This is a genomic window from Streptomyces zhaozhouensis, assembly GCF_900230195.1.
GTDB classification, from domain to species: domain Bacteria; phylum Actinomycetota; class Actinomycetes; order Streptomycetales; family Streptomycetaceae; genus Streptomyces; species Streptomyces zhaozhouensis.
Map to the genome: position 1 here is coordinate 111,100 of NZ_OCNE01000012.1, position 26,526 is coordinate 137,625.

At 70.6% G+C, this 26,526-nt stretch carries 21 protein-coding genes; 10 read left to right on the plus strand and 11 right to left on the minus strand.

From position 1 onward, the window contains the following. Positions 1-239: 239 nt before the first annotated feature. A complete protein-coding gene (dnaA, locus tag CRP51_RS17700) occupies positions 240-2,000 on the minus strand; it encodes a chromosomal replication initiator protein DnaA (RefSeq protein WP_097232210.1) in 1,761 nt (586 codons plus the stop codon). A 395-nt stretch (positions 2,001-2,395) separates the two neighbouring features. Here dnaA and rpmH point away from each other — a divergent pair, with 395 nt between their 5' ends. The 8 genes from rpmH to CRP51_RS17740 all read left to right on the plus strand — a co-directional run bounded on the left by rpmH (position 2,396) and on the right by CRP51_RS17740 (position 8,157). Continuing rightward, a complete protein-coding gene (gene rpmH / locus CRP51_RS17705; RefSeq protein WP_097232211.1) occupies positions 2,396-2,533 on the plus strand; it encodes a 50S ribosomal protein L34 in 138 nt (45 codons plus the stop codon). Positions 2,534-2,558: 25 nt separating this feature from the next. Continuing rightward, on the plus strand, positions 2,559-2,927 hold the full coding sequence (gene rnpA, locus CRP51_RS17710) for a ribonuclease P protein component (RefSeq protein ID WP_097232212.1): 369 nt from the start codon (positions 2,559-2,561) through the stop codon (positions 2,925-2,927). Continuing rightward, a complete protein-coding gene (yidD, locus tag CRP51_RS17715) occupies positions 2,924-3,241 on the plus strand; it encodes a membrane protein insertion efficiency factor YidD (RefSeq protein ID WP_097232213.1) in 318 nt (105 codons plus the stop codon). Before rnpA ends, yidD begins: the two co-directional genes overlap by 4 nt. 12 nt (positions 3,242-3,253) lie before the next feature. Further along, complete coding sequence (gene yidC / locus CRP51_RS17720) at positions 3,254-4,390, plus strand: membrane protein insertase YidC (protein WP_097232295.1); 1,137 nt, start codon at positions 3,254-3,256, stop codon at positions 4,388-4,390. 13 nt (positions 4,391-4,403) lie between these two features. Further along, the gene (locus tag CRP51_RS17725; protein WP_097232214.1) at positions 4,404-4,910 is read left to right on the plus strand and encodes a Jag family protein; all 507 of its coding nucleotides are present in this window, start codon (positions 4,404-4,406) and stop codon (positions 4,908-4,910) included. Then, entirely contained in the window at positions 4,907-5,644 is a 738-nt protein-coding gene (rsmG, locus tag CRP51_RS17730; RefSeq protein ID WP_097232215.1) for a 16S rRNA (guanine(527)-N(7))-methyltransferase RsmG, read from the plus strand. Before CRP51_RS17725 ends, rsmG begins: the two co-directional genes overlap by 4 nt. Positions 5,645-5,962: 318 nt before the next feature. Next, positions 5,963-7,021, plus strand: coding sequence for a ParA family protein (locus CRP51_RS17735; RefSeq protein WP_097232216.1), 1,059 nt, complete (start codon positions 5,963-5,965; stop codon positions 7,019-7,021). After that, positions 7,018-8,157, plus strand: coding sequence for a ParB/RepB/Spo0J family partition protein (locus tag CRP51_RS17740; RefSeq protein WP_097232217.1), 1,140 nt, complete (start codon positions 7,018-7,020; stop codon positions 8,155-8,157). The genes CRP51_RS17735 and CRP51_RS17740 overlap by 4 nt, the downstream gene beginning before the upstream one ends. 83 nt (positions 8,158-8,240) lie before the next feature. Here the strand turns inward: CRP51_RS17740 and trxA are convergent, their stop codons facing one another. From trxA to CRP51_RS17775, 7 genes are all read right to left on the minus strand, one after another. After that, positions 8,241-8,570 carry a thioredoxin gene (gene trxA / locus CRP51_RS17745; RefSeq protein ID WP_097232218.1) on the minus strand — a complete coding sequence of 110 codons (330 nt, stop codon included), beginning with the start codon at positions 8,568-8,570 and terminating at the stop codon, positions 8,241-8,243. A gap of 53 nt (positions 8,571-8,623) precedes the next feature. Further along, positions 8,624-9,592: a thioredoxin-disulfide reductase gene (gene trxB / locus CRP51_RS17750; RefSeq protein ID WP_097232219.1), complete on the minus strand. Its 969-nt coding sequence runs from the start codon at positions 9,590-9,592 to the stop codon at positions 8,624-8,626. A gap of 179 nt (positions 9,593-9,771) precedes the next feature. Next, positions 9,772-10,650 carry an RsmA family anti-sigma factor gene (locus CRP51_RS17755; RefSeq protein ID WP_097232220.1) on the minus strand — a complete coding sequence of 293 codons (879 nt, stop codon included), beginning with the start codon at positions 10,648-10,650 and terminating at the stop codon, positions 9,772-9,774. Continuing rightward, positions 10,643-11,338, minus strand: coding sequence for an RNA polymerase sigma factor SigM (sigM, locus tag CRP51_RS17760; RefSeq protein ID WP_097232221.1), 696 nt, complete (start codon positions 11,336-11,338; stop codon positions 10,643-10,645). The genes CRP51_RS17755 and sigM overlap by 8 nt, the downstream gene beginning before the upstream one ends. Positions 11,339-11,398: 60 nt before the next feature. Further along, positions 11,399-13,072 carry a protein kinase family protein gene (locus CRP51_RS17765; RefSeq protein WP_342749064.1) on the minus strand — a complete coding sequence of 558 codons (1,674 nt, stop codon included), beginning with the start codon at positions 13,070-13,072 and terminating at the stop codon, positions 11,399-11,401. Between the two features lie 162 nt (positions 13,073-13,234). Beyond that, positions 13,235-15,712, minus strand: a complete 2,478-nt coding sequence (gene murJ / locus CRP51_RS17770) for a murein biosynthesis integral membrane protein MurJ (protein WP_097232223.1) — start codon at positions 15,710-15,712, stop codon at positions 13,235-13,237. Between the two features lie 37 nt (positions 15,713-15,749). Then, positions 15,750-17,972: a DUF6049 family protein gene (locus CRP51_RS17775; protein WP_097232224.1), complete on the minus strand. Its 2,223-nt coding sequence runs from the start codon at positions 17,970-17,972 to the stop codon at positions 15,750-15,752. Positions 17,973-18,201: 229 nt separating this feature from the next. Here CRP51_RS17775 and CRP51_RS17780 point away from each other — a divergent pair, with 229 nt between their 5' ends. Then, complete coding sequence (locus tag CRP51_RS17780) at positions 18,202-19,692, plus strand: CCA tRNA nucleotidyltransferase (RefSeq protein ID WP_097232225.1); 1,491 nt, start codon at positions 18,202-18,204, stop codon at positions 19,690-19,692. A gap of 10 nt (positions 19,693-19,702) precedes the next feature. Here CRP51_RS17780 and CRP51_RS17785 read toward each other — a convergent pair whose 3' ends face one another. From CRP51_RS17785 to CRP51_RS17795, 3 genes are all read right to left on the minus strand, one after another. Continuing rightward, positions 19,703-21,058: an MFS transporter gene (locus CRP51_RS17785; protein ID WP_097232226.1), complete on the minus strand. Its 1,356-nt coding sequence runs from the start codon at positions 21,056-21,058 to the stop codon at positions 19,703-19,705. Then, positions 21,048-22,583 carry a glycosyltransferase family 87 protein gene (locus CRP51_RS17790; RefSeq protein WP_097232227.1) on the minus strand — a complete coding sequence of 512 codons (1,536 nt, stop codon included), beginning with the start codon at positions 22,581-22,583 and terminating at the stop codon, positions 21,048-21,050. Before CRP51_RS17790 ends, CRP51_RS17785 begins: the two co-directional genes overlap by 11 nt. A gap of 142 nt (positions 22,584-22,725) precedes the next feature. Beyond that, entirely contained in the window at positions 22,726-25,419 is a 2,694-nt protein-coding gene (locus CRP51_RS17795) for a transglycosylase domain-containing protein (protein ID WP_097232228.1), read from the minus strand. Positions 25,420-25,853: 434 nt separating this feature from the next. On the opposite strand from CRP51_RS17795, the gene CRP51_RS17800 reads away from it, so the two are divergent. Beyond that, positions 25,854-26,492 (plus strand): PadR family transcriptional regulator, encoded by a 639-nt coding sequence (locus tag CRP51_RS17800; protein ID WP_097232296.1) that lies wholly within the window; start codon positions 25,854-25,856, stop codon positions 26,490-26,492. Positions 26,493-26,526: the final 34 nt, after the last annotated feature.

Here is a 26,526-nt window from a genome sequence, read left to right on the forward strand (position 1 = left end):
GGCGACGCCCCGGTGAACCACCGCCGCGCGCCCGCCCGTCGACACACAGCGCCACCGGGGGCCACGGCGAACGGCCCCCCGAGAGGCGCGGGGCACCGTTCCGGGGGCGCGCGAGACCGCCCCGGGAGCCGCCGGCGCGGGCGCCGGCGCGGCGGGGCGGAAGGGGGCGCAGGGGAGGCGGGGAGGAGGCGGGAGGAGGCGGGAGGACGCGGACGGGGAGACGGCGAGGAAGGCCGCGCTCAGCCGTTCTTGATGCGGTTGGTCAGCTCGGTGACCTGGTTGTAGATGGAGCGCCGTTCGGCCATCAGCGCCCGGATCTTGCGGTCCGCGTGCATCACCGTGGTGTGGTCGCGACCGCCGAAGTGCTGGCCGATCTTCGGCAGCGAGAGATCGGTCAGTTCCCGACAGAGGTACATGGCGATCTGTCGGGCCGTGACCAGGATGCGACTCCGCGAGGAGCCGGCCAGGTCCTCGATGGTCAGCCCGAAGTAGTCCGCGACGGCCGAGGTGATGGCGTCCGCCGTGATCTCCGGGGTGGCGTCCTCGCCGCCCGGGATCAGGTCCTTGAGGACGATCTCCGTCAACCCCAGATCGACGGGCTGGCGGTTGAGGCTCGCGAAGGCGGTGACCCGGATGAGCGCACCCTCCAGCTCCCTGATGTTGCGGGAGATCCGCGAGGCGATGAACTCCAGCACCTCCGGCGGCGCGTTCAACTGCTCCTGGACCGCCTTCTTCCGCAGGATCGCGATCCTGGTCTCCAGCTCGGGCGGCTGGACGTCCGTGATCAGGCCCCACTCGAAGCGGTTGCGGAGCCGGTCCTCCAGGGTGATCAGCTGCTTGGGCGGCCGGTCGGAGGAGAGCACGATCTGCTTGTTGGCGTTGTGCAGGGTGTTGAAGGTGTGGAAGAACTCCTCCTGGGTGGACTCCTTGCTCGCCAGGAACTGCACGTCGTCCACCAGCAGGATGTCCATGTCCCGGTAGCGCTTGCGGAACGCGTCGGCCTTGCCGTCCCGGATCGAGTTGATGAACTCGTTGGTGAACTCCTCCGAGCTCACGTACCGCACCCGGGTCCCCGGGTAGAGGGAACGGGCGTAGTGGCCGATGGCGTGCAGCAGATGGGTCTTGCCGAGCCCGGACTCGCCGTAGATGAAGAGCGGGTTGTACGCCTTGGCCGGCGCCTCGGCGACCGCGACCGCGGCGGCGTGGGCGAAGCGGTTGGAGGCGCCGATGACGAAGGTGTCGAAGAGGTACTTCGGGTTCAGCCGGGCGGTCGGCTCCCCCGGCCCGGTCGCGGGCGCGGGCTGCGCGGCCAACGGCCCCGGCGCGCCCCCCGCGGGACCCGGCTGGCCGCCGCCCTCGTAGCGGCGGTACCGCTGCTGCTCGCCGTAGCGCGGCTCGGCGCCGTACGAGCGTTCGCCGTACCGCTGCTCCTGGTACGACTGCTCGCCGAACTGCCGCTCGCCGTATGTCTGTTCCCCGTAGGAGTCGCCGTACGAGGAGCCGTCATAACCCTCCGGCCTGCCGTAGGAGGAGTAGTCACCGTGCGGTTGACGCCAGCGCGGGCTCTCCTGCGGCGGCTGGTGCCGCTCCGGGTAGGCGGGGCGCACGTCGGGCAACGCGCGCCCCGGCTCCTCGCGGTACCCCTCGTCGGCGCGCGGCTCGACCCGGTGCGCCTGCTGCTCGGGAACGGTGGGGGCGGCCGGTGCCGGCGCGGGCGGCGCCGGGTCGGCCGGCGGCGCGGTCACGGTGATGGCCAGCCGCACCGGCTGGCCGCACTCACGGCTGAGCGCCTCGCTGATCAGCGGCGCGAGCCGCCCCTCCAGCACGTTCTTCGCGTACTCGTTGGGCACGCCGAGCAGCGCGGTCCCGGAGACCAGCGCCAGCGGCTGGCAGTCCTGGAGCCAACGGTGGTCCTTGGACTCCAGCCGTTGGCCGTCCGAGAGCATCGTCGTCAGAGCCCGCGGCCAGACCGCTGCAAGGTCCGCTGGAAGGTCAGCCACGAGGCACGCTCTCTCACTCGCAGGGGTGGCGCTCAGGGGGTCGCGCTGGGTTGGCGGGCACCTGTGGGTGTGACGCCGGGGGCGATCGGGAAAGATTCGGAGTTCAGCCACGTTAGTCAGCGCGAGGCGCGCGCATCAAGTCGTTGTCCACAGGCTGTGTACAAGGATGCGCCGTCCGAGTTTGACCTGTGGCGCGCCGCGCGCGTACCGTTGCCAGGTCGAGTCGTCGATGGCTGCTGCCGCCTGCCTCCGATGGCCCGCCTCCGACCAGAGGTGTTGAGCGGCTGACTCGGGCGTTGCGATTGCCCTCGCGGGCGCACGGTGACAGCCAGCGACGGTCCACATCTGTCTCGGCCTTTCCATGCCGGTACACCGAAGATCTCTGGAGTCCCCGAGTGAGCAAGCGCACTTTCCAGCCGAACAACCGGCGCAGGGCCAAGACCCACGGCTTCCGGCTGCGGATGCGGACCCGTGCCGGCCGCGCCATCATGGCCAACCGTCGTGCCAAGGGCCGCGCCCGGCTCTCGGCCTGAGTCTTACGACCACAGGTCCCATGCGGTGCTGCCCTCCGAGAACCGGCTGAGGCGGCGCGAGGAGTTCGCGGCCGCGATGCGGCGAGGCCGGAGGGCCGGCCGCCCACACCTCGTCGTCCATCTGACCGAGGGATCGGACCCGCACGTGGCGGAGGGGACACCCCCTCCGCCACGTGCGGGTTTCGTCGTGAGCAAGGCCGTGGGAAACGCGGTGGCCCGCCACCGCGTCCAACGCCGTCTGCGCCACCTGGTCCGCGCGAGGCTGTCCGACCTGCCCGCCGGTAGCCTGGTGGTAGTGCGGGCCCTGCCGGGCGCGGAGCGTGCCGCGTTCGACCAGCTGGCTCGGGAGCTGGACGCCGCACTGGAGCGGCTACTGGGAGGGGTACGCGGATGAAGTACCCGCTGCTGCTGCTGATCAAGCTGTATCAGTGGACGATCAGCCCCCTCCTCGGACCGGTCTGCCGTTACTATCCGTCGTGTTCTCACTACGGATACGGCGCCATCGACCGGCATGGCGCGCTCAAGGGGACGGCCCTGACCGCCTGGCGCATTCTGCGCTGCAACCCCTGGTCTCCGGGCGGAGTCGATCACGTTCCGCCGCGTAGGCGGCCGGTCTGGCACCAGGCGCTGCGCGACCGACTGCGGCACCGGCCGCTCAACCCCGCCGCCTCTCCCGGGGGTGCCCCCAACAATGCCCAAGGAGCCTGATCCGTGGACACGATCAATTCGATCCTCAGTCCTCTGTATATCGCCGTTTCGTGGATCGTCGTCCAGTTCCACAGCCTCTACAGCCTGATCTTCCACGAGGACAGCGGTTGGGCTTGGGGGCTGTCGATCGTCTCCCTGGTGGTCGTGATCCGGATCGCCCTGATCCCGCTCTTCGTGAAGCAGATCAAGGCCACACGCAACATGCAGGCGCTCCAGCCGCGGATGAAGAAGATCCAGGAGCGCTACAAGAACGACCGGCAGCGTCAGTCCGAAGAGATGATGAAGCTGTACAAGGAGACGGGTACCAACCCGCTCGCCAGCTGTCTCCCGATCCTGGCGCAGTCTCCGTTCTTCATCGCGCTCTTCCAGGTGCTGAACCACATCGCGAGCAACAAGACCGTCGGCGTGCTCAACTCCGACCAGGTCGAGTCGGCCCGTGAGGCGACGATCTTCGGCGCCCCGATCGCCACCCGCTTCATGGACAGCGCCGCCAAGCTCGCCGAGCTGGACGCCTCGCAGGGCACCGTCCGCACCGTCACCATCATCATGATCGTGCTGATGTCGGCGTCGCAGTTCTACACGCAGCGGCAGCTCATGACGAAGAACGTCGACCTCACGGTCAAGTCGCCGTTCATGAGCCAGCAGAAGATCCTGATGTACGTCTTCCCGCTGATGTTCGCCGTCTTCGGTGTGAACTTCCCGGTCGGCGTCCTGATCTACTGGCTGACCACCAACGTCTGGTCGCTGGGTCAGCAGATGTACGTGATCACCAAGAACCCCACCCCCGGCAGCCTCGCCTTCGAGCAGCGCCAGGAGCGGTTGCGCAAGAAGGGGAAGCTTCCGAAGGAGGACGAGGCCGAGCAGAAGTCGGCCGAGGCCACCCGGACCGTCCGCAACCAGCGCAAGCGCCAGACCCGCTCCCAGCGCCAGACGGGCCCCACCGGGCAGCAGCCGAAGAAGCAGGCGGCCTCCTCGCACTCGCTGGAGAAGCCCGAGTCGGGCGACGCGGGCCAGCAGGGCAAGCCCGCCTCGAACGGTCAGGCCGGGTCGTCCCAGCGCTCCCAGCCGCAGAAGAAGCAGCGGGGGCAGCAGGGGAAGAAGCCCGCCCAGACGCGCAAGTCCAAGCCGTCGGCCAAGAGCAAGAAGTAGAGGAGCCCCACCCGTGACGGACACCACCTCAGCCCCCGCCGAGGAGACCGACGAGCTGACCCGCCTGGAGCAGGAGGGCGAGATCGCGGCGGACTACCTGGAGGGGCTGCTGGACATCGCCGACCTGGACGGCGACATCGACATGGACGTCGAGGGCGACCGCGCTTCGGTGTCGATCGTCTCCGAGGGCACCTCCCGCGATCTCCAGAAGCTGGTGGGCCGGGACGGTGAGGTGATGGAGGCGCTCCAGGAGCTGACGCGCCTCGCGGTGCATCGGGAGACGGGCGAACGGAGCCGGCTGATGCTGGACGTCTCCGGCTTCCGCGCCCGCAAGCGCGAGAAGCTCACCACGCTGGGCGCCGAGACCGCGCAGCAGGTGAAGGAGACGGGTGAGCCGGTGAAGCTCCAGCCGATGACGCCCTTCGAGCGCAAGGTGGTGCACGACGCGGTGGCGGCCGCCGGCCTGCGCAGCGAGTCCGAGGGCGAGGAGCCGCAGCGCCGCGTGGTCGTTCTGCCGTGAGCCAGGACCGTGCCTCGGGTGCCACGCCTCCCGAGCCCCCGGAGATCGCGCGGAAGGTGTTCGGCGACCGGCTCGGAGACGCCGTGCGCTATGCCGAACTGCTCGCCGACGTCGGGGTGAGCCGGGGACTGATCGGGCCCCGCGAGGTGCCCCGGCTCTGGGAGCGCCATCTCCTCAACTGCGCGGTGCTCTCCGAGGTGGTGCCCGAGGAGGTCACGGTCTGCGACGTGGGCTCGGGCGCCGGACTCCCCGGCATCCCGCTGGCCCTGGTGCGGCCGGACCTCCAGATCACCTTGCTGGAGCCGTTGCTGCGGAGGATCAACTTCCTCAGTGAGGTGGTCGAGCTGCTGGGGCTGGAGGGACAGGTCTCCCTGGTCCGTGGTCGGGCCGAGGAGGTGCTGCCGACCTTCACTCCGGTCCATGTGGTGACGGCTCGCGCGGTCGCGCCGCTGGACCGGCTGGCCGGCTGGGGCGTTCCGCTGCTGCGGCCCTACGGCGAGATGCTGGCCATCAAGGGCGAGACGGCGGAGGAGGAACTGAAGTCCGCCCGGAGCGCGCTGGCGAAGCTCGGGATGGTGCGGAGTTCCGTGCTGCACGCCGGGGTCGGTGTCGTGGACCCGCCGTCCACGGTGGTGCGGGTCGAGGTCGGGGAGAGCCCGGGGGGCGTGCGGTTCGCCGCCAAGCGGGCCAAGGCGGCCCGACGCAGCGGTTCCTCCCGACGGCCACGTCGCTGAGCCACGGTCGCGTCGGCGGGCGCGCCGACCATGCGGCGCCCGGGGGGCGACATGCGTCTGACGTTCGTCCGAAGCGACGGTATTACGGGCTAATCCGCCGGGGGCGGAGTGTCCTGCCAAGTCCGGGCGGTGCGCCTGGGCATCGTGTTTCACGTGAAACGCCGCTCGCTGCTCCAGGGAATCATCAGCCGTGGGCGCGCGACCGCCGAGCCGCGCGCCCGTCGCCCCCGCACTTCACTCCAAAGTGGGTCGCCCGTATCCACAGGGGGCCCCTCATCCACAGGTAAGCGGTCCTCGCTGGTTCACAACCCCCAGGACATGGCAGGCTTTGACTCCACAGAGGCTGTGCATGTCGAGGAGAGTGAACCATTGCGGTCCGACGCCAACACTGCTGGGCCGACGGCCGATCCGGTCCCCGGCCCCCGGTCCGAGCCGGCGGATGCCCCCGGCGGTGCCGTTGACATTGGGACGGCCGCCCCGCCGCAGGCCGACGGCGCCCCGGTCGCTCGGGCCGCGCAGCAGGCCATCGCTGCCATGCATCTCTCCGGCGGCGCCCTTCCCCGGCCGGCCGAGACCCGCATCATGGTGGTCGCCAACCAGAAGGGCGGCGTGGGGAAGACCACCACGACGGTCAACCTCGCGGCCTCCCTCGCCCTCCATGGCGCCCGCGTCCTGGTGATCGACCTCGACCCGCAGGGGAACGCCTCCACCGCGCTGGGCATCGACCACCACGCCGAAGTGCCGTCGATCTACGACGTGTTGGTGGAGAGCAAGCCGCTCTCGGACGTAGTGCAGCCGGTTCGCGACGTGGAGGGGCTGTTCTGTGCGCCCGCCACGATCGACCTCGCCGGCGCCGAGATCGAGTTGGTCTCGGTGGTCGCCAGGGAGAGCAGGCTGCAACGGGCCATCAGTGCCTACGAGCAGCCGCTGGACTATGTGCTGATCGACTGCCCGCCCTCGCTGGGGCTGCTCACGGTCAATGCCCTGGTCGCCGGCGCCGAGGTGGTCATTCCGATCCAGTGCGAGTACTACGCCCTGGAGGGCCTCGGCCAGTTGCTGCGCAACGTGGAGCTGGTCCGTGGTCATCTGAACCCGCGGCTGCATGTGTCGACCATTCTGCTGACCATGTACGACGGCCGGACCCGGCTCGCCTCCCAGGTGGCGGAGGAGGTGCGCACCCACTTCGGCAGCGAGGTGCTGCGCACCAACATCCCGCGTTCGGTCCGGATCTCCGAGGCCCCCAGCTATGGCCAGACGGTCCTCACCTATGACCCGGGATCAAGCGGCTCGCTCTCCTATCTGGAGGCGGCCCGGGAGATCGCGTTGCGTGGCGCGATCCCGCAGCAGGAGCAGCACAGCCCGGAGGGGACTCAGTGAGCGATCGACGTAGAGGACTGGGCCGAGGACTGGGCGCGCTGATCCCGGCAGCGCCCCAGAGTTCCGAGGACACCGAGACGGACAAGGGCAGCGCCGTCTCACCCAGCGCTGTCCCCCTGCTGACCGCCGAGCGCGGTATCGCGGTGCCGACCGGTCCCGCGGCCGAGCGGGAGCGCCGGCCTGTGGCCGAGGGGACCTCCCCGGAGCCGGCTGACGCCGGGGCGGAGCAGCCTCAGGAGGTCTCGGGCGCGCACTTCGCCGAGCTGCCGCTGGACGCCATCACGCCCAACCCGCGCCAGCCGCGTGAGGTCTTCGACGAGGACGCGCTCTCCGAGCTGGTCACCTCCATCAAGGAGGTGGGTCTTCTCCAGCCGGTGGTGGTGCGTCGGCTCTCCGCGGACCGCTACGAGCTGATCATGGGGGAGCGCCGCTGGCGCGCCTGTCGTGAGGCCGGCCTGGAGGCGATCCCCGCGATCGTCCGGGCGACCGAAGACGACAAGATGCTGCTGGACGCGCTCCTGGAGAACCTGCATCGGGCCCAGCTCAATCCGCTTGAAGAGGCCGCCGCCTACGACCAGTTGCTGCGGGACTTCAAGTGCACCCATGACGAGCTGGCCGACCGCATCGGGCGCTCGCGTCCTCAGGTCTCCAACACCCTGCGGCTGCTGCGGCTCTCGCCCGCGGTGCAGCGGCGGGTGGCCGCCGGGGTGCTCTCGGCGGGCCATGCTCGGGCTCTGCTCTCCGTGGAGGACGCGGAGGAGCAGAACAAGCTGGCGCTGAGGATCGTGGCCGAGGGGCTCTCCGTGCGGGCGGTCGAGGAGATCGTCACCCTGCAGAGCGACAGCAAGAAGAGCACGCGTGCGCGCGGCCCGCGGGCCGGTAAGCGCATCGCGCCCGCGCTGGACACGCTGGCGCACCGGCTCTCGGACCGCTTCGAGACCCGAGTGAAGGTGGACCTGGGGCAGAAGAAGGGCAAGATCGTCGTCGAGTTCGCCTCGATAGAGGATCTGGAGCGCATCCTGGGACAGCTGGCCCCGGGCGAGGGGCCGGTGATGGACTCGTCCTCGTCTCCCGCGCCCGAGCAGCCCGAGCAGCAGTCGGACGAGCGGCAGGGCGGTTCCTCCGCGGGAAGCTGACCGTTTGGACGTCAGGCACGTCGAAGGGGCCGTCGCGTTTCACGTGAAACGCGACGGCCCCTTCGACTGTTCTCTCAGGGGGCTCAGCCGATGAACTCGTTGAGGTCCCGCTCAAGGGCGGCCTTCGGCTTGGCGCCGACGATGGTCTTGACGATGTCCCCGCCCTGGTAGACGTTCATGGTCGGGATGGAGAGGATGCCGTACCGCGCGGCGATCTCCGGGTTCTCGTCGATGTTGACCTTCACGACGGTCAGCTTTTCTGCGTTCTCGGCGGCGATGGCCTCCAGGGCCGGAGCGACCTGAAGGCAGGGGCCGCACCACTGGGCCCAGAAGTCGACCAGCACGGGCTTGTCGCTCTGGAGGACCTTCTCATCGAAGTCGGCGGTGGTGGCGGTGACGGTGGCGCCAGCCATGGTGCATCTCCTTTGTTGGGAAAACCTGCTCGGTGGACTTGGGTGCGGGACGCTCAGACCTGAGCTTCCGACGTCAGGGAGGCGGCGTCAGCCAGCGCCGCGAGATAGCGCTCGGCGTCCAGCGCCGCCGAGCAGCCGGTGCCGGCAGCCGTGATCGCCTGGCGGTAGGTGTGGTCCACTACATCACCCGCGGCGAAGACACCGGGGACATTGGTGCGAGTGCTCGGCGCGTCCACCGTGATGTAGCCCTCTTCGTCCAACTCCAGGACGCCCTTGAAGAGTTCGACACGGGGGTCGTGGCCGATCGCCACGAAGAGCCCGCTGACCGCGACCTCGGACTTCTCGTCGGTGCTGGTGTTCCGCACCACGAGCCCGGAGAGCTTGCCGTCCGTGCCCTGGATCTCCGCGACCTCGCTGTCCCAGAGGAACTCGATCTTCGGGTCAGCGAAGGCCCGCTCCTGCATGGCCTTGGAGGCGCGGAGAGTGTCCCGGCGGTGGATGATGGTGACCTTCCGCGCGAAGCGGCTCAGGAAGGTGGCCTCCTCCATCGCCGTGTCGCCGCCGCCCACCACCGCGATGTCCTGCTCGCGGAAGAAGAAGCCGTCGCAGGTGGCGCAGTAGGAGACGCCACGGCCGGACAGCTCGTCCTCGGAGGGCAGCCCGAGCTTGCGGTGCTGCGAGCCGGTGGCCACGATGATCGCCCTGGCCTGGTGGACGGTGCCCGCCGAGTCGGTGACGCTCTTGATCTCCCCGCTGAGATCGACGGAGACGATGTCGTCGGGGATCAGCTCGGCCCCGAAGCGCTCGGACTGGGCGCGCATGTTGTCCATCAGGTCGGGACCCATGATCCCTTCCTGGAAGCCAGGGAAGTTCTCGACCTCGGTCGTGTTCATGAGTGCGCCGCCCGCGGTGACCGAGCCCTCGAAGACCAGCGGGTTGAGCGAGGCGCGTGCGGTGTAGAGCGCGGCGGTGTAGCCCGCAGGTCCGGAGCCGATGATGATCACGTTGCGGACGTCGCTCACGGGAATCTTCCTTGTCTGGTGGTCTCTCACCCGGGACCCTGGCTGGGCCCTCAGTCGCTTAACGGTTCCCAGGGTCCCAGACATTCCCAGCGCACCGGCCCTCGCGGGGGCCTTCGTCCGCAGGTGTTCTCCCCCTTCACCCCCGTCGCCCGAGCCGGGACGTGACCGCGTGCGTCCCGCTACTCGCGGGGGTAGCTCTCCTCCAGGAGGATCTCCCCCGAGACCGGCTCCTCGGCGGAGGCACACGCGGCGTCCACCACGTAGGCGGTCACCAGCGCCGGGTCCTCGACGTGCGGGAAGACCACGAGATAGGCGTCGGTGCCGTTGTAGTCCTCCTCGTTGACGGCCAACGGCCGCTCGGGGCGTCCGATCGCCTCGTCCACACAGCTCGGGAACTCGCTGAGGGTGTGGAAGTCGTCCTCCCCGGGGTCCTCGGGCGCTCCCTCGGTCGGCTCGTCGGTCGCCGCACCCGTGGGGGCCGGCGGCGCGCTCGGAGGCTCGGGCTCGGGGAGCGGCTCCTCTGCGGGGGGCTCCTGCTGCTCGGTGGACTCCGGCTGCGCGGACTCCGCCAGCAGCTCCCGCACCTGGCCCTCCAAGGCCTCCACCGGAAGGTCGGAGGAGAGCGGCGAGGAGTCGCGTCCGGGGCCGGCTTCGGCGGCCGAGTCGGAGCTTCCTCCCTCGCCGGTGCCCAGCGTCCCCAGCAGAACGCCGCCGATACCGACGGCCAGGGCGGCGCCCGCCGCAGCGAGTGCGAAGGAGTGGCGGGAGAACCGTCGACTCCTCCGCGCTGTTTCACGTGAAACAGCGACCGACCGCTCGCCGGGGCGAGCCGCCTCGGCCGCGAGCGCGGCATCGATGCGGACGACGACCTCGTCCGGAATCGGCCCGGGGTCGGTTTCGTCGTGCAGCGTCTGTCGGAGCGTGGCCAGCTCGTCGTGGGTCGCCGTGCAGGGCGCGCAGCGCTCCAGATGCTCGCGGAGAACGGCCGCCTCGGACGGCGACAGCAGATCCTCGTCCCATGCCGCCCACTCGGCGGGCTCGGGGTGCCTCTCACTCATGGGTGCCCACCTCCCTGTCGGCGGTGCCGGGTTTTTCCTTGCCTCTGGGAGATGGGACGGATGACCCTAGGGTCCGGTTCCTTGGACCGCCGTCATCGGGGGCTGCCTTCGGGTGGAGATGGCGCAGCAGAGGAAGAAGCCTGGCCCGGCCTCGTGCGCAACGGCTCTTGATCGTGCCCACCGGCGTCTCCAGGATGCGGGCGGCCTCCGCCACCGGGTAACCCTGCATGTCGACGAGGACCAGGGCGGCGCGCTGCTCCAGCGGCAGCGCGGAGAGAGCCGAGTTCAACTGGCGCCGCAGATCCTGCCGTTCGGCGGGGGCCTCGGCGGACTCGTGGGGCTCCAGGAGGTCCTCCAGCCGCTCCGGCTCCGGCATGGGGGCGGTGCGTCGGCTCTGGGCCCGGCGCACCCGGTCCAGGCAGGCGTTCACGGTGATGCGGTGCAGCCACGTGGTGACGGCGGACTGGCCACGAAAGGTGTGCGCCGAGCGGTAGGCGGAGACAAGGGCGTCCTGGAGGGCGTCCGCTGCCTCCTCGCGGTCCCCCAGGGTGCGCATCGCGACCCGCCAGAGACGGTCCTGGTGCCGCCGCACCAGCTCGGTGAAGGCTTCCGGATCTCCGTCCACATGCCGCGCCAGCAGCTCCTTGTCGGTGGAGACCGCCGGTTCGCTGGGAGCCTGGCTGCTCACGACGGGACCTCCCCTCTCCCCCTGGGCACTGCCCCGTCGGTGCGTCGCTTCCCGCACCTGCTACGGATTGACGCGGATATCGGTGATGCGGCCACGGTAGTTGCCGTCGCTGCCCTGCGGCAGTTCGGTGAGCCAGACGAGCACGAATCGTGTCTCCACCGGCTCGTCGCCCTCCAACGTGAGTGAGCTGCCGGTCGCGCTGTCCACCGTGTCGAAGCCCGCCGCGTCGCCAGGCGGCGTGGTGGCCCCGCCCGGGGCGACACGGAACTCGACGCTGGTGTCGCCGAGAGTCTCCACAGTAAGGGACCGGATCTCCTGCTCCTCGCCCAGGTCCAGGATGAGGCCGAGGCCTGGCTTGAGATTGCCGAAGCCCGGACCGTAGTAGTTCTTGGTGTGCCAGAAGCTCGTGGGGTCGTCGTCGACGGCCAGCGGCGCGGACTCCGGGTTCTGCCCCGACCCCTCCGGGTCGAACTCGATGACCTCGCTGACGGCCAACGGCTCGGCCGGCGGCTCGTCCGCGTTCTCCCCGCCGTCGGGCTCGGGGGGCGGCGCGGGCTCCTGCGAGTTGTTGTCCCCCTTGAGCAGGGCGTCCGCGAGCTGCCAGCTGCCCAGGCCGAGCGCGGCGATCAGCAGCGCGGAGACCGCGATCTTCAGCGCGGTGCCCCAGCGTCCCCCCAGCGGCGGCGGCACGGGTCCGGTCGGGGCGGGGACGGCGGGACGGGCGGCGGACGGCGGCTGGCCCCCGCCCATGCTGCCCCGCTGGTAGGTGGTCGGCTGATGGAACTGCGGCAGAGCGGAAGGGGTCGGCTCCGGCGGCCTGATCCTGGGGAGCGCGGCGATCGCCGCGCTCAGCTCCTCCGGGGTGGTGAGCGCCGGCTTCTCGCTCACGGCCGTGGCGCCGTCGTTGGTCAGGGCACGCATGGCCACCTCGGAGAGCCCTCGGTGCACCCGCGCGCGCACCTGGTCCGGGGTGAGCAACGGCTCGCTCGCGCCCCGCCCCAGCCCGCCGACACCGCTGAGCCCGTAGACGCCCTCGGGGTAGGGCCACCGCTGGGTGAGCGCCGCGTAGAGCAGCGCCCCGATCGCCTCGGTGTCCGCGCGCTGCGGGTCATCGGACTCGATCCCGCGCAGCGCCGCGTCGACGGCGAGCCCGCGGATGCGGAACTGGCAGGGCCCGGTGCGCAGCACGGTGGCCGGGTTGAGCCGGAGGTGGACGAGGTCCTCCCGGTGGGCGGCCGCCATGGCCTCGGCGACCTGGCCGGCCAGTGCCTGCGCCTCGTGAGGGTCCAGCGGGCCGGAGTTCAGCAGAGTATGCAGCGGCACCGAGTCGGGCAGCCACTCATGGATGACGTGGACGAGGCCCTTCTCCTCCACCGCGTCGAGCACCTGGACGAAGCGCGGGTCGCGCAGCAGCGCCGTCGCGCGGGCGGCCGCCAGCACCTTGGGCGCCCGCTCGTGGTCGGCCGGCAGCACGTGGACGCCCACGGCGCGGCGCAGCTTCTCGTCGACCGCGCGCCAACTGCTGAAGCCGTCCAGTCGGGTGATGCACTCCTCCAACCGGTAGCGGCCGGCGAGGCGGTGCCCGCTGTGCAGCTCGGCCGGCTCGGGGGCGGGCGTGGGGCGCTCCTGCTCAGCCGCGTCTGTGGCCTCGCCCCGGGATCGCTGTGCGTCGGGCGCCTCCGCGGCGCTCGCCGGGTCCGCCGGAGGGCTCGTTGCCGTGCTCCGTTCCGCCACCGTCGCTTCCGCCTCCCCGTTTCGGGCTATCGGTCGTGGACTTCTGCCAGGTTCATTGTGCCGTTACTCCGTCACCCCGCACGACATGTGAGGGTGCCGGGAGGTTGTACGGGGGGTGGCCCCGGGATGTCCCGCACCACGGCGCTCGTGCGGGCGCCCAGCTCAGCGCCCCAGTCTGCTGCGCACCATGCCGACCAGAACCGTCATCTCCTGGATACGCATCCGACGCGCCGCCAGGTAGAAGACGACCAGCATCAGCAGTCCGCCGGCGCTGAGCGCCGCCAGCGAGCCCAGCGTGCCCTGCCCGAGGGCGTCCAGCAGGAACAGCCCGACCCCGCCACCGATGAGGGCGGCCGGGAGGCAGGCCCCACAGAGCCGGATGTAGGTGCGCACCACCCGGGCGCCGTCGAGGTCCACACGCATCCTGCGGCGCAGCCGCCGCCAGGCGACCACCACGCCGAGGGCGTAGGCGACGCCGTAGCTGAAGGCGATGCCGGCGACCACCCAGCGGTCGGGCAGCAGCAGGAAGCTCACGGTGGAGAGGACGATCCAGGCCAGCGAGACCACCACCGTGTTGTAGAACGGCGTCTTGGTGTCCTCGTAGGCGTAGAACGCGCGAAGCACGACGTACTGCGCCGAGTAGGGGATCAGGCCGATGCCGAAGGCCATCAGGATGTAGCCGAAGGACCGGGCGGTCTCGGCGCCGGCGGAGTTGAAGAGCAGCGTGCAGACCGGCAGGCCAAGCGCCAGGAAGAGGAAGGCGATCGGCACGATGGCGACCGCCGAGGTGCGCAGGCCGTGCGAGAGGTCGTCGCGGACAGCCGCCGTGTCGTTGTCGGCCGCGGAGCGGGAGAGCCGGGGCAGCAGCGCCGCCATCACGGAAACGGTGATGATGGCCTGGGGCATCTGCCAGATCAGCAGCGTGCTGTTGTAGGCGGTGAAGCCGGTGCCGGGGAAGCCGGCGCGGTCGGCGTTGTCACCGGCCCAGGTGGCGAACTGGGTGACGACGATCAGCGCGGCCTGGTTGGCGAGGACGAACGCGACGGTCCACTTGGCGAGCCGGGCGGCCTTGCCGAGCCCGTGGCCGCGCCAGTCGAAGCGCGGACGGATGCGGAAGCCGGCGGCCCGCAGATAGGGCAGCATGGCGCCGGCCTGGACGATCAGCCCCAGCAGGGTGCCGATGCCGAGCAGCCGCACCCCCTCGGGGGTGATGGTGGTGACGTCCATCCCCGAGCTGCCCTGGTTGCCGTAGACCCAGAGGAACATCCCGAAGGTGAAGATGACGACGATGTTGTTGAGGACCGGGGTCCACATCATCGCGCCGAAGCGCTCGCGGGCGTTGAGGATCTGCCCCAGCACCGTGTAGACGCCGGTGAAGAAGATGGTGGGCAGGAAGTAGCGCGCGAAGGTGATGGTCAGCTCGTTGGCCGCCGGGTCGCTGGCGAACTTGGCGGTCTGCATCCGGACCAGCAGCGGCGCGGCGAGCATCCCGCCGACGACCAGCGCGGCCAGCGCGACCATGACCAGGGTCAGCAGCCGGTTGGCGTAGGCGTCGCCACCGTCCTCGTCGTCCTTCATCGCCCGCACCAGCTGGGGGACGAAGACGGAGTTGAGGCCGCCACCGATGATCAGGAAGTAGATCATCGAGGGCAGCGCCCAGGCGACGGTGTAGGTGTCACCGAGCACGGCGGCGCCGAGCGCCGCGACGATCACCAGCTGTCGCACGAACCCGGTGATCCGCGAGACCAGGGTGCCGGCGGCCATTATGGCGCTGGATCTCAGGATGCCGCCGGCCTTGCCGCCGCCTCCGCCCGAGGACTCGGCGGGCGTCGGGGTCGGGTCGGCCGCGGGGGCCGGAGCGGCGGCGGGCGCCGGGGGCGAGGGCGGCGGGGCCGACTCCTGGGGCGCGTACTGCTCGTGCTGGGGGTGCCGCTGCTGGGGGTGCTGGGGATGGTGTGCGTAGTGCGTCTGCTGCGGTTGCTGTGAGTGCTGCGGATAGGGCGCCGGGGCGGGCGCGGCGCCCGGGTGCTGCTGGTCGCGGAAGAGATAGGCGAACGCGTCGTCGGGTTGCGCGGGGGCCTGCTGCTGTCCGCCGTGGGGCGGATAACCGGCGGCGTTCCCGCCGTAGTGGCCGGCGTCGTACGGCGTCGGGGACGGTGGGGGCTGCTGGCCGTAGGACCCGGCGGGTGGCTCCTGCGGGTACCCGGACGTCCAGCGGGGGTCCTGGTACTGCTGCTGTGCGGGCTGCTGCTGTGGATAGCCGCCGTGCTGTCCCTGGTGGTGCGGGGGTCCCTGGTACTGCTGGGGGTTCTGGTACTGCTGCACGTTCTGGTGCGGGGGGTGGGCGGTGCGGTCGTAGAGCGCCTCGCCCACCGGGTCCTGCGCCAGCGGGTCGCGGTCGGCGTACGGGTCGTGCCCGTAGCTGTCCGCGAGATAGGGGTCGTAGGCGCCGTGCTGCTGCTGACCGTGGTGCGCCCCGGGCTGCTGGGCGTAGGGGGAGTAGCCGGCGTGCTGGTCGTAGCCGTGGTGCGGGGGCTCCCCGTAGTGCTGGCCGCCCTGCTCGGGGCCTTGCTCCGACCAACCGGACCGGTCGCCGCCGTCCGGCGCCTGGCCGCGTTCACGGTCATACGGCGCTTGCATCGCTACCCCACCTTAGGTTCACGGTCCGGACTCCGGCTCACTCGTCGGAGTCCAGAGTCTCACCCCTGGGCGGGGTACCGGTGTTGACGCTGCTGGTGTCGGCGGAGCTCTCACCCGCCGGGGCGTCGTCCTCGGAGGTGGCGCCCTCGCGGGCGGCTCGCTTGCGCTGCGTGTACATCCTGATCCCGGCGAGTACGACCAGCAGCAGACCGCCGGCGATCACCATCAGCACGGCGGAGGTGATCGAGGTGACGTCGGCCTGGAAGCGCATCGGCTCCCCGTACGCCTTCTCGTCCTCGGTGCTGAAGAGCCGGGCCTCCAGGAAGGTGCGACCGTTGGCCCGCGCGGTGGTGGAGAACTTCACCGTCTGGCTGTGCCCGCCGCCGACGGCGATCTGCTGGGTCTCGCTGACCTCCAGACCGAGCCTGCGGCTGGAGGTCAGTCGCAGCTCCAGCCCCTTGACGTCCTGGACCAGGTTGTTCTCGACCGTCACGGGGATGGTCGCGCTGCGTCCCGAGAGGGTGATCGGCGACTTCTGGATGATGCGGACCCGGCCGGTGAGGTCCTCCAGGCCGTTCTGCACGGTGAAGCGGTAGGCGGCGGCGTCCGACTCGTGACCGCGCCACGAGGTGGACATCTCGCGGCGGATGGCGTTGCCGAACGGCGGCTCGACGCGGTCGGGCGCGGTGAGGATGACCGTGAAGTCCTCCAGCGTCCGCTGCGTCTCGCGCATGGTCTGGAAGGCGCTGGTGGGCAGCTCCTGCTGGCGCAGCCGGGAGGGGTACTCGTCCGAGCTCGGCACCCTCTGGTTGGCGGCCGGGTCCGGCTGGGCGGAGGCGGTCGCGCTCAGGTTCTCGAACGAGACCCAGTCGGCCTGCTCCTGGGCGGCCCGGATGGCGTCCGCCATCGCCTGCGCCTGGTCGCCGGTCGGCATCCGCTGGGGGGCGAGCAGCAGGTTCCGCTCGCCGGCGCGCTCCTCGCCGGCGATGGCGTAGGTCTGGGCGAGCAACTGCTGGCGGGACAGGGTGGCGTTGCTGGTGCCGCTCATGTCCTCGGTGAAGAGGCCGGAGAGCACGGCGTCGGCGACGACCGCCGTGTTGCCGTCACCGATCGGGCGGGCGGCGGAGGGAGTGTGGGCGAGACCTCCGTCGCGGAGGCTGTCGCTCCGGGCGATCACGTGGTGGGCGCCGGCCGAGGTGGCGACGGAGACGATCGAGGGGTCGATGGCGCCCTCGACGGGCCACGCGAAGTCGGTCGTCGGCTCGACCTTCAGCACCGAGTCGACGGTGAGGGCCGCGGTCTCGGTCGCCGTGGCCAGTTGCCGCAGCGCGCCCTGGACCTCACGCCCCTGGTGGGCGAGGGAGGCGAGGTCGGGGTCGCCGAAGGGGAGGGCCACCACCTCGTCGTCGCGGACCGCCTCCTGGAGGGCGCCGAGCCACTCCCTGGCCTCCCGCTGTCCGTTGCCGGCGACCAGTTCGTCGCCCTCGTAGACCTGGTACTCCTCCACCATCGCGTCCACCGAGGCGAGAAGGTCCGGGTCGATCACCCAGGTCACCGGGAGGTCGGCCCCGAGCTCCACCAGCCGGTGGAGCCGGCCGCCGGGGGAGATCTCCTCCAGCAGCGAGCCGTCCCGGAACGTCGGGGTCTGCTCCTCGTTGGCGCCGGTCTGCGCGGTGAGATGGGTCCGGGAGATCAACGGCCACAGGACGGTGAGCCTGGTGCCGTCGCCGGGGGAGTCGCCCCAGGGGAGCAGGGTGCGGCCGATGCCGAGGATCTGGTCCCACTGGCGGTCCTCGGTCTGCCCGGTGAGCGCGACGCCGACCTGGTAGACCCCGTCGGGGCCGAGGGAGAGCGCGGAGACCGGCACCTCCAGGGAGAAGGTGGCGGACATGCCCGGCCGGACCGTGCCGATGTCCTGGCCGTGGCCGATCACTATGGGCCCGTCGGCCTCGGTGTGGAACTCCGTGCGGGCCATCGCCTCGTCGATGGCGCCCCTGCCCTCCAGCGCGACGCCCTGGCGGGCCGCGACGGAGCTGTCGAGGATGTCGGTGCCGCCCTCGTTGGTGACCGTTCCCCGGAGGGTGAGGGTGTCGTCCGCGTCGGGGGCCTCCGGCGTGACCTCGGTGAGGGAGACCGTGGCGGTCAGCGAACCGGTGCCGATCTCGGTCGGGGCCGCGTGCGCCGCCGGCAGCCCGGTCGACACGGCGGTGGCCAACAGCGCCGCGAACAGTCCGAAAAGCCTGCGCCCGCGACGCCCCAAGAGCCCTCCGTGCCGGCTGGCACCGGAGCGGGACGATGGTGTCTCCGCCATCTCTGGCACGCGTCAGCCCCGTTCCTTCTCGTCCCCGGCTGCCCCGGGGTCCGTCCCCCAGCCCTCAACGCGCCTTCATGGTAACGATGATCGAGACGTGCGATCGCCAGGGAGTGCGGTGCCCGACCGCCCCCCGGTCACGGTGGGCGGTGAGCCGGGGCACGTACCCTGTGCTGTTGTGCCGAACGACAGGAAAGACAGCAACGTCCGCCATGCCGCACCCGAGCTGAGCCAGGCGCAACGGCGGGCCGTGGGAGAGCTGCTGCGGGTCTCCCCCATCGCCGACGATCTCGCCACCCGCTTCGCGGAGGCCGGGTACACGCTGGTTCTGGTGGGGGGTTCGGTACGCGACGCGCTTCTCGGACGACTGGGCAACGACCTCGACTTCACCACGGACGCGCGCCCTCAGGAGGTGCTGCGGCTGGTGCGCCCCTGGGCCGACGCCGTCTGGGACGTGGGGATCGCGTTCGGCACGGTGGGCTGCCGCAAACGCGCCCCCGAGGGAGACGACGGCGCCGAGCGCCGCGACTACCAGTTGGAGATCACCACCTATCGCTCGGAGGCGTACGACCGGGACTCCCGCAAGCCGGAGGTCGTCTACGGCGACTCGCTCGAAGAGGATCTGCGGCGCCGTGACTTCACCGTCAATGCGATGGGGGTGGCGCTTCCGCAGAAGGAGTTCGTCGACCCGCACAACGGGTTGAACGACCTCGCCCAGCGGATGCTGCGCACACCGGGCACGCCGGAGGAGTCGTTCTCCGACGATCCGCTGCGGATGATGCGGGCGGCCAGGTTCGCCGCCCAGTTGGGCTTCTCCGTGACCGCGCCCGTGCGGCAGGCGATGAAGGACATGGCCGAGCGGATCGACATCGTCTCCGCCGAGCGGGTGCGCGACGAGCTGAACAAGCTGCTGCTCAGCCCCGACCCTCGCCGGGGGATCACCTTGCTGGTGGAGACCGGGCTGGCGGAGCGGGTGCTGCCCGAGATTCCCGCGCTGCGGCTGGAGCGCGACGAGCACCACCGGCACAAGGACGTGTACGAGCACAGCCTGACCGTGCTGGAGCAGGCCATCGACCTGGAGGAGGACGGGCCCGACCTGGTGCTGCGGTTGGCGGCGCTGCTCCACGACATCGGTAAGCCCAAGACGCGCCGGTTCGAGGGCGACGGACGGGTCTCGTTCCACCACCACGAGATCGTCGGGGCCAAGCTCACCAAGCAGCGGATGACTCGGCTCAAGTACCCCAACGAACTGGTCAAGGACGTCTCACGACTCGTCGAGCTGCATCTGAGGTTCCACGGCTACGGGACCGGGGAGTGGACCGACTCGGCCGTGCGTCGCTATGTGCGCGACGCGGGGCCGCTGTTGGACCGGCTGCACAAGCTCACGCGTTCTGACTGCACCACGCGGAACAAGAAGAAGGCCCAGGCGCTCTCCCGGGCCTACGACGGCCTGGAGGAACGGATCGAGCGGCTCAAGGAACAGGAGGAACTTGACGCCATTCGCCCCGATCTCAACGGCAATGACGTCATGGAGATCCTTGGCCTTCCGCCGGGGCCCCAGGTCGGCCGGGCCTACCGCTTTCTTCTGGAGCTGCGGCTGGAGAAGGGCCCGCTGGGGCGTGAGGCCGCCGAGGCGGCGCTCCGCGAGTGGTGGGCCGAGCAGAGCTGAGCGAAGGAACTCAGCTCACCGCCGGGGTGTCGTCCGTCGCCGTTTCACGTGAAGCCGCTGTTTCACGTGAAACAGTGCGTCGCCGCAGCCGGTGGATCAGCGCGGCGGTCAGCAGATAGACCCCGGAGACGAGACAGAGCAACGCCGGGGAGCGGCCCTCCGGGGGCAGTATCAGGGCGGCCACCCCGGCGGCGCCCACGAAGGCGATGTTGTACAGCATGTCGTAGAGCGCGAAGACACGCCCTCGGAAGGTGTCGGAGACCGACGACTGCACCACCGTGTCCGTGACGATCTTGGCGCTCTGCGAGACGAATCCCAGCACAAAGGCGGCCACCAACATGGGGGCGGGCTGGAACGAGAGCCCAAGGGCCGGCACCAGCACGGCCGCCGACAGCGCGCAGCAGACGTACCAACCGAGCTGTCCCAGTCGGGTCACCAGCCAGGGGGTCAGCACCGCGGCGACGAAGAAGCCCGCCCCCGAGACGCCGACGGCCACGCCGAGCAGGGCCACGCCCTCGTCCCCGCCGTCGTCCCAGGAGTAGCGGCAGAGCATCAGCACGGTCACCAGCAGGGCGCCGTAGCTGAAGCGCATCATCCCGACACCGGCCAGTGCTCCGGCGGCGGTGCGCCGTCGGCCGAGGTGCCGGAGCCCACCGAGCAACCCTCGGCCCGTGGCCACGAGGGCCGCGCGCAGGTCATGCGCGAGGGCATCGTCGTCGGGACCCAACTGATTCCGGCCCATCCGCAGCGCGGAGAGCCCGGCGAGCAGATAGACGACGGCGGCCAGCAGCAGCGCTAACGTGTCCTGAGCGCCCTGGCTGTTGGCGAGTAGCTGAACGACAAACGCCCCGCCACCGCCGACCGTGGCGGCCAGTGTGCCGGCCGTCGGAGAGAGGGAGTTGGCCACGACCAACTGCTCGCGGTCGACGACTCGGGGAAGGGCGGCCGAGAGCCCGGCCAGGATGAAGCGGTTGACCGCCGTCACCAGCAGGGCGGACAGATAGAAGAGCCAGTCCGGGGCGCCGCCGAGGATCAGGGTGCAGGAGGCGGTGACCAGTCCGCAGCGCAGCAGGTTCCCGTAGAAGAGCACCTGTCGTCGGCGCCAGCGATCCAGAAGCACCCCGGCGAACGGGCCCAACAGGGAGTAGGGCAGCAGCAGCACCGCCATGGCCGCCGCGATGTCGCCCGGGCTGGTCTCCTGCTCGGGAGCGAAGACCACATAGGTGGCCAGGCCGATCTGGAAGACGCCGTCGGCGAACTGGGAGAGCAGCCGGACCGTCAGCAGTCGGCGGAAGCCGGTGCCGCGGAGCAGTCCCCGCAGTTCCCGGACGACGGTGGCGCGCGCGGGCTGGGATTCAGGTTTCACGTGAAACGTCGTCCGTGGTGGTCTGGGGCGGCCAGGGCTGGTCCGGCCGGGGTGTCGCCGGCGGTGGGGCTTCGGCCGGATGGGAGACGCCCCAGGCTACATAGGCGCTCTGCGCGGCCGGCGGGGCGTCCCCACGGCGCAGCGTGAACGCGTCGGGCGCACCGTCCAGAACGCCGCCACCCGGGTCGTCCGAGCCGTCCCTCCGCACCGGATCATGCTCGGGGCGCAGCGCGTCCCGGACCACCATCGCGCACAGATAGGCGGTCCCGAGCAGATGGAGCAGGATGGCCAACTGGTAGCCGCCCACGGAGAGCCCCTGCTGGTCCTCGCCGTGGCGGTAGGCGAGATACATCCAGATGCCGAAGTAGTAGAGCACCTCACAGCTCTGCCAGACCAGGAAGTCCCGCCAGCGTGGCCGGGCCAGGGCGGCGAGCGGGATGAGCCACAGCACATACTGCGGTGAGTAGACCTTGTTGGTGAGAACGAACAACGCCACGACGAGAAAGGCGAGTTGGGCCAGTCGCGGTCGTCGGGGCGCGGCCAGGGCGAGCAGCGCGATCCCGGCACAGCCGAGCGCCATCAGCGCCATCGCGTAGGTGTTGACCGACTCCAGCGCGTTGCCGGTCCGCTGGGAGATGATCAGCCAGAATGAGCCGACGTCCACCGGTCGGTCCTGGCTGAAGGTGTAGAACTTCGACCAGCCCTCCGGGGCCGGCAGCATCACCGGGAGGTTGACCGCCAGCCAGGTGACCGCGGCCGCCGCCGTGGTCACCGCGAGCTCGCGCCAGCGGCCGGCGCGCCAGCAGAGCACCAGCAGTGGGCCCAGCAGCAGCGCCGGATAGAGCTTGGCCGCCGTCGCCAGCCCGATCAGCACCCCGGCCCAGACCGTGCGGGAACGCGACCACATCAGCAGCGCGGCACAGGTGAGCGCGCCGGCCAACAGGTCCCAGTTGATGGTGGCGTTGAGCGCCAACGCGGGTGCGAGCGCCACCAGCAGGCCGTCCCAGGGCCGGTTCCGGTGGATGCGCACCACGCAGACGGCGATCACCACGGCGCAGACCAGCAGCAGGCCGGCATTGACCATCCAGTAGAGCTGCGCCTCGCGGATTCCGCCGCCGTCCGGGGTGAGCCAGGAGGCGACCTCCATGAAGAGGCCGGTGAGCACCGGGTACTCCAGGTACTCCATGCCTCCGGAGAGCGTCTCGGGGAGCTTCTCGAAGTAGGGCAACCGCCCCTCGGCGAAGCCGCGGGACTCGTAGAGGTGCGGGATGTCGGAGTAGCAGGCGTGGGTGTACTGCGCGGTGGCGCCGAAGAACCAGTGCTCCTCGTAGCAGGAGGACTTCTGTGCCATGCCGAGCGCGAACATCCCGATCGCGACCAGCGCCACCACGCGCACCGGGCTCCACCAGCCGCCGCCCGGCACCGCCCGTCTCCCCGCCGGTCCGCCGATCAACTGGCTGCCGGCCGACGCGACTTCGTCCTGAGCGGTGGGGTGGACGACCGACGGCTTGTGGGGATGCGCCATGCGCCCATCCTGCCCCACGGGTCGGCGCGCCGCCGGAGGGTGGGGCGCGCTTGCCGGAAACGGCCAGGGGCCGGGACACGAGTCCTTGCTCGTGTCCCGGCCCCTGGTGGGATCGGCCCCGGGGGGTGCGACCTGGTGGGGGTCAGTTGCCCTCCCGGCCCCAGATCGCGCCGCCGCCTGGTCCGCCGTTGTCCTCTCCGCCGTCCTGGCCCTCGTCGTCACCGCCTTCGCTGCCGCCGTTGTCGGTTCCCGGGTCGGTTCCCTCGTTCGCTCCGCCCTCCGAGGAGTCTTCGCAGTTCGGGTCCCACATCTCACAGGTCTCTGTGGGGTCCGGCTCCGGCTCGTCGGTGTCCGTCGGCGGCGGGGGCTCCTCGGTCTCCTCGGTCTCCTCCGGTGCGTCCGGCTCGTCGGTCTCCGTCGGCGGCGGGGGCTCCTCCGTCTCGACCGGCGGCGGGCTCTCGGCGCCGCCGCCCCAGATGGTCTCGCCGATCTCCGGCGGCTCCGGGAACGCCGTCGGGTCGTCGCCGGCGGTGGCTTCCTTCATGTAGGCGAGCCAGACGGAGAGCGGGAGGCTGGAGCCGTTGATCTTATCCATGCCGGCCGTGTCGTACATCGACATGAAGCCGGCCTCCTCGTCCTCCCGGAGGTCCTCCTGGTCGTCGGCGATGCGCCACATGCCGACGGCCGTGGACAGGTGCGGGGTGTAGCCGACGAACCAGGCGCTCTTGTTGTCGTCGGTGGTGCCCGTCTTGCCGGCGACCGGCTTGTCGAAGCCCTCCTCGACGATGCGGTGGCCGCTGCCCTGGTCAGCCTCGACGACGCTCTGGAGCACGTCGTTGACGTTGTCCGCGACGGCGGCCTCAAGGGCGCGCTCGGTCTCGTTGGGGTGCTCCCACGTGCTGCCGTCGGGCATGTCGACCGAGGTCACCGAGTAGGGGTCGGCGCGCTCGCCGCTGGCGGCGAAGGTGGCGTAGGCGGTGGCCATCCGGATCGGCCCCGGGGTGGAGACACCGAGGGCGAAGGAGGGCACCGAGTCGTTGGCCGGGCCGAGGCTGTCCTCCAGCAGGCCCGTCGCCTGGGCGATCTCGGAGACGGTGGCGGGGCCGATGTCCATGCCGAGCTGGACGAACGGCGAGTTCGCCGAGACCTCCATGGCCTCCCGCAGCGTCACCTCGCCCTGGTCCCGGCCCTCGAAGTTGGCCTGGTGCCACTCGCCGTCCTCGCCGGTCTCCGCGTCCTCGACGAGCAGCGTGTCCCCGTTGTACTTGTTGATCTTGAGGCCGTCCTCGCTGAGGTAGACGCTCTCCGGCGACAGCTGGATGCGCTCGTCGCGTCCCTGCTCCGGGCCGCCCTCGGGGTCGCGGATGCCCTCCTGCATCGCGGCGGCGAGCACGAAGGGCTTGAACGTCGAACCGACCTGCGCGTTCGGCGAGTCGGCGTTGTTCACGTAGTGCTCGGGGTAGCCGGCGCCGCCGTAGATGGCGACGATCGCGCCGTCGCCCGGGACCACCGAGGCGCCGCCGAACTGCACGTGGCGGTCCTCGTCGCGGGCCTCAGGATCGATGTGCTCTTCCTCGACCTGGGTGACCGCGGCCTCCATCTGCTCCATCTTCTCGCGGTCGAAGGTGGTGTGGATCTGGTAGCCGCCCTTGGCCAGCTTGTCCTCGGGGACGATGTCCTGGGAGATCAGGTAGTTGTCGACGAGGCTCGTCAGATAACCGATCTGCCCCTCCTTCTCCATGGCGGGGCTCGGCTCCTGGATCTCCGGGAACTCGTTGATCTCGTCGTACTCCGCCTGGGAGAGGTTGCCGACCTCCAGCCGCCGGTCCAGGACGTACTGCCAACGCTCCTCCGCGCGCTGCTGGTTGCCCTCGTCCAGCTCGCCGTTGAGGTTGTAGGGGTCGTACAGCGACGGGCCCTTGAGCACGTTGGTGAGGAAGGCGGCCTGGCTCGGGTCGAGGTCGGCGGCGTCGATGCCGAAGTAGGCCTGGGCCGCGGCCTGGATGCCGTGGGCGCCCCGACCGTAGTAGGAGGAGTTGAGGTAGCCCGCCAGGATGTCCTGCTTGGAGTACTCGGCGCCCACCTTGATGGACAGCAGCAGCTCGCGCCCCTTGCGCTCCAGCGTCTGGTCCTGGGTGAGGTACATGTTCTTCACGTACTGCTGCGTGATGGTCGAGCCCGACTGGACGTCGCCGCCGCGCGCCATGTTGAGCACGGCGCGGCCGATGCCCATCGGGTCGATGCCGGAGTCCTCCCAGAAGGTGGCGTTCTCGGCGGCCACCACGGAGTCCCGCATCGCCTCGGGGATCTCCTCGTAGGGGATCTCCTGGCGGTTGACCTCGCCGCCGGAGACGACCATGCGCTCGCCGTCGGCCCAGTAGTAGACGTTGCTCTGCTGCTTGGCCAGCTCGTTGGGGTCGGGGATCTCGGTCATGGCGTAGGCCAGACCCACCAGACCCACCAGCAGGCCGAAGAACGCGACGGTGGAGCCCAGCACCTGCTTCCAGGAGGGCACCCAGCGGCGCACCCCGCGCTTGTCCGCGCGGGGGTAGTCGATCAGCCGCTTGCGCCCGGTGGGCTCGGCCCTGCGGCGGCGACCGCCGCTCGCACCCTCGGCGGCGGCCGCGCCGGCGGCTCCCGCGGAGGCGTTGGCCGCGCGTCGGCGCCCGCCGCGCTGGGCGGCGCGCCTGGCCTCGGCGCGACTGCCGTAGGCGCGCTCCTCCGACTCCCCCGAGGGGGCCTGAGGCGGGGGAGGGGGCGGCGGCTCGGCGCGACGCCCGGACGACGCGGCGCGGCGGCCGCGTGACTGCGGCGGCTTGCGACGGTGCTCGCTCATGGGGCAGTTACTCCTAGGACAGACATCTCTGTCTGCGGACGGCGGGTACTTCTTGTGGCCCAGTCCCCCGGCGTGTGATCCGAATCCACTTCCGGGCGCACGTCACCTAGCACGAAGACGTCATCGCGCTCCGCAAGGTTCCCCGTTGGGCTGATCCGCACGGGCCCAGACTACGCAGCGCCAAAAACCATCTTTCTTGCCGAGGTGGGCAATTGGGACATTCCTTTGCCGGTGAAGTAAAGATGTGACCCCCTTCACCGCATCCGCGCTTGCCGAGGGACCCCCGGCGTTCTATCTTTACGATGTATCGAGCTGATACATCGACTCAATGCATCGGGGCGAGTACCGCCCCGGAGGCGGAAGGTCGGGCCCTCTCGGGGGCCGCGCACGGGCAGGGCAGGACACGGCGGACGAGGGTGGAGGTGATCTCCGGGGTGAGCAGGCGTTCTGGCGTTCTGGAGTTCGCTGTCCTCGGCCTCCTGCGGGAGGCCCCGATGCACGGTTACGAGCTGCGCAAGCGACTCAACACCTCGCTCGGCGTCTTCCGCGCGTTCAGCTACGGCTCCCTCTACCCCTGCCTCAAGGCGCTGGTCCAGCAGGGCTGGCTGGCCGAGGAGTCCGGCCGCGCGCCGGACGACCCGCGTGCCACGCCGTTGACCAACCGCCGCGCCAAGATCGTCTACCGCCTCACGGCCGAGGGCAAGGAGCGCTTCGAGGAGCTGCTCGCCCAGACCGGCCCTGACGCCTGGGAGGACGAGCACTTCGGCGTGCGCTTCGCCTTCTTCGGCCAGACCTCGCGGGACGTGCGGATGCGCGTCCTGGAGGGGCGCCGCAGTCGTCTGGAGGAGCGCCTCGCCAAGATGCGGGCCTCGATGGCCCGCACCAGGGAGAAGCTGGACGCTTACACCCTGGAGTTGCAGCGCCACGGCATGGAGTCCGTGGAGCGCGAGGTCCGCTGGCTCAACGAGCTGATCGAGAGCGAGCGGGAAGGACAGGACCAGCGCGAGCAGCGCGGTCCGAGCGGCGCGCACGAGCGTGCGGGCCCCGATCCTTCCGACGACAGCACCACCTAACCTCCCCGCGACGAAGCGGGGTCACGTCGAGAAC

Coding starts and splice junctions, on each gene's coding strand:
- yidD (WP_097232213.1), top strand. CDS start 2,924: ATGAAGTACCCGCTGCTGCTGCTGATCAAGCTGTATCAGTGGACGATC.
- CRP51_RS17735 (WP_097232216.1), top strand. CDS start 5,963: ATGGCAGGCTTTGACTCCACAGAGGCTGTGCATGTCGAGGAGAGTGAA.
- trxA (WP_097232218.1), bottom strand. CDS start 8,570: ATGGCTGGCGCCACCGTCACCGCCACCACCGCCGACTTCGATGAGAAG.
- CRP51_RS17755 (WP_097232220.1), bottom strand. CDS start 10,650: ATGAGTGAGAGGCACCCCGAGCCCGCCGAGTGGGCGGCATGGGACGAG.
- murJ (WP_097232223.1), bottom strand. CDS start 15,712: ATGCAAGCGCCGTATGACCGTGAACGCGGCCAGGCGCCGGACGGCGGC.
- CRP51_RS17790 (WP_097232227.1), bottom strand. CDS start 22,583: ATGGCGCATCCCCACAAGCCGTCGGTCGTCCACCCCACCGCTCAGGAC.
- CRP51_RS17795 (WP_097232228.1), bottom strand. CDS start 25,419: ATGAGCGAGCACCGTCGCAAGCCGCCGCAGTCACGCGGCCGCCGCGCC.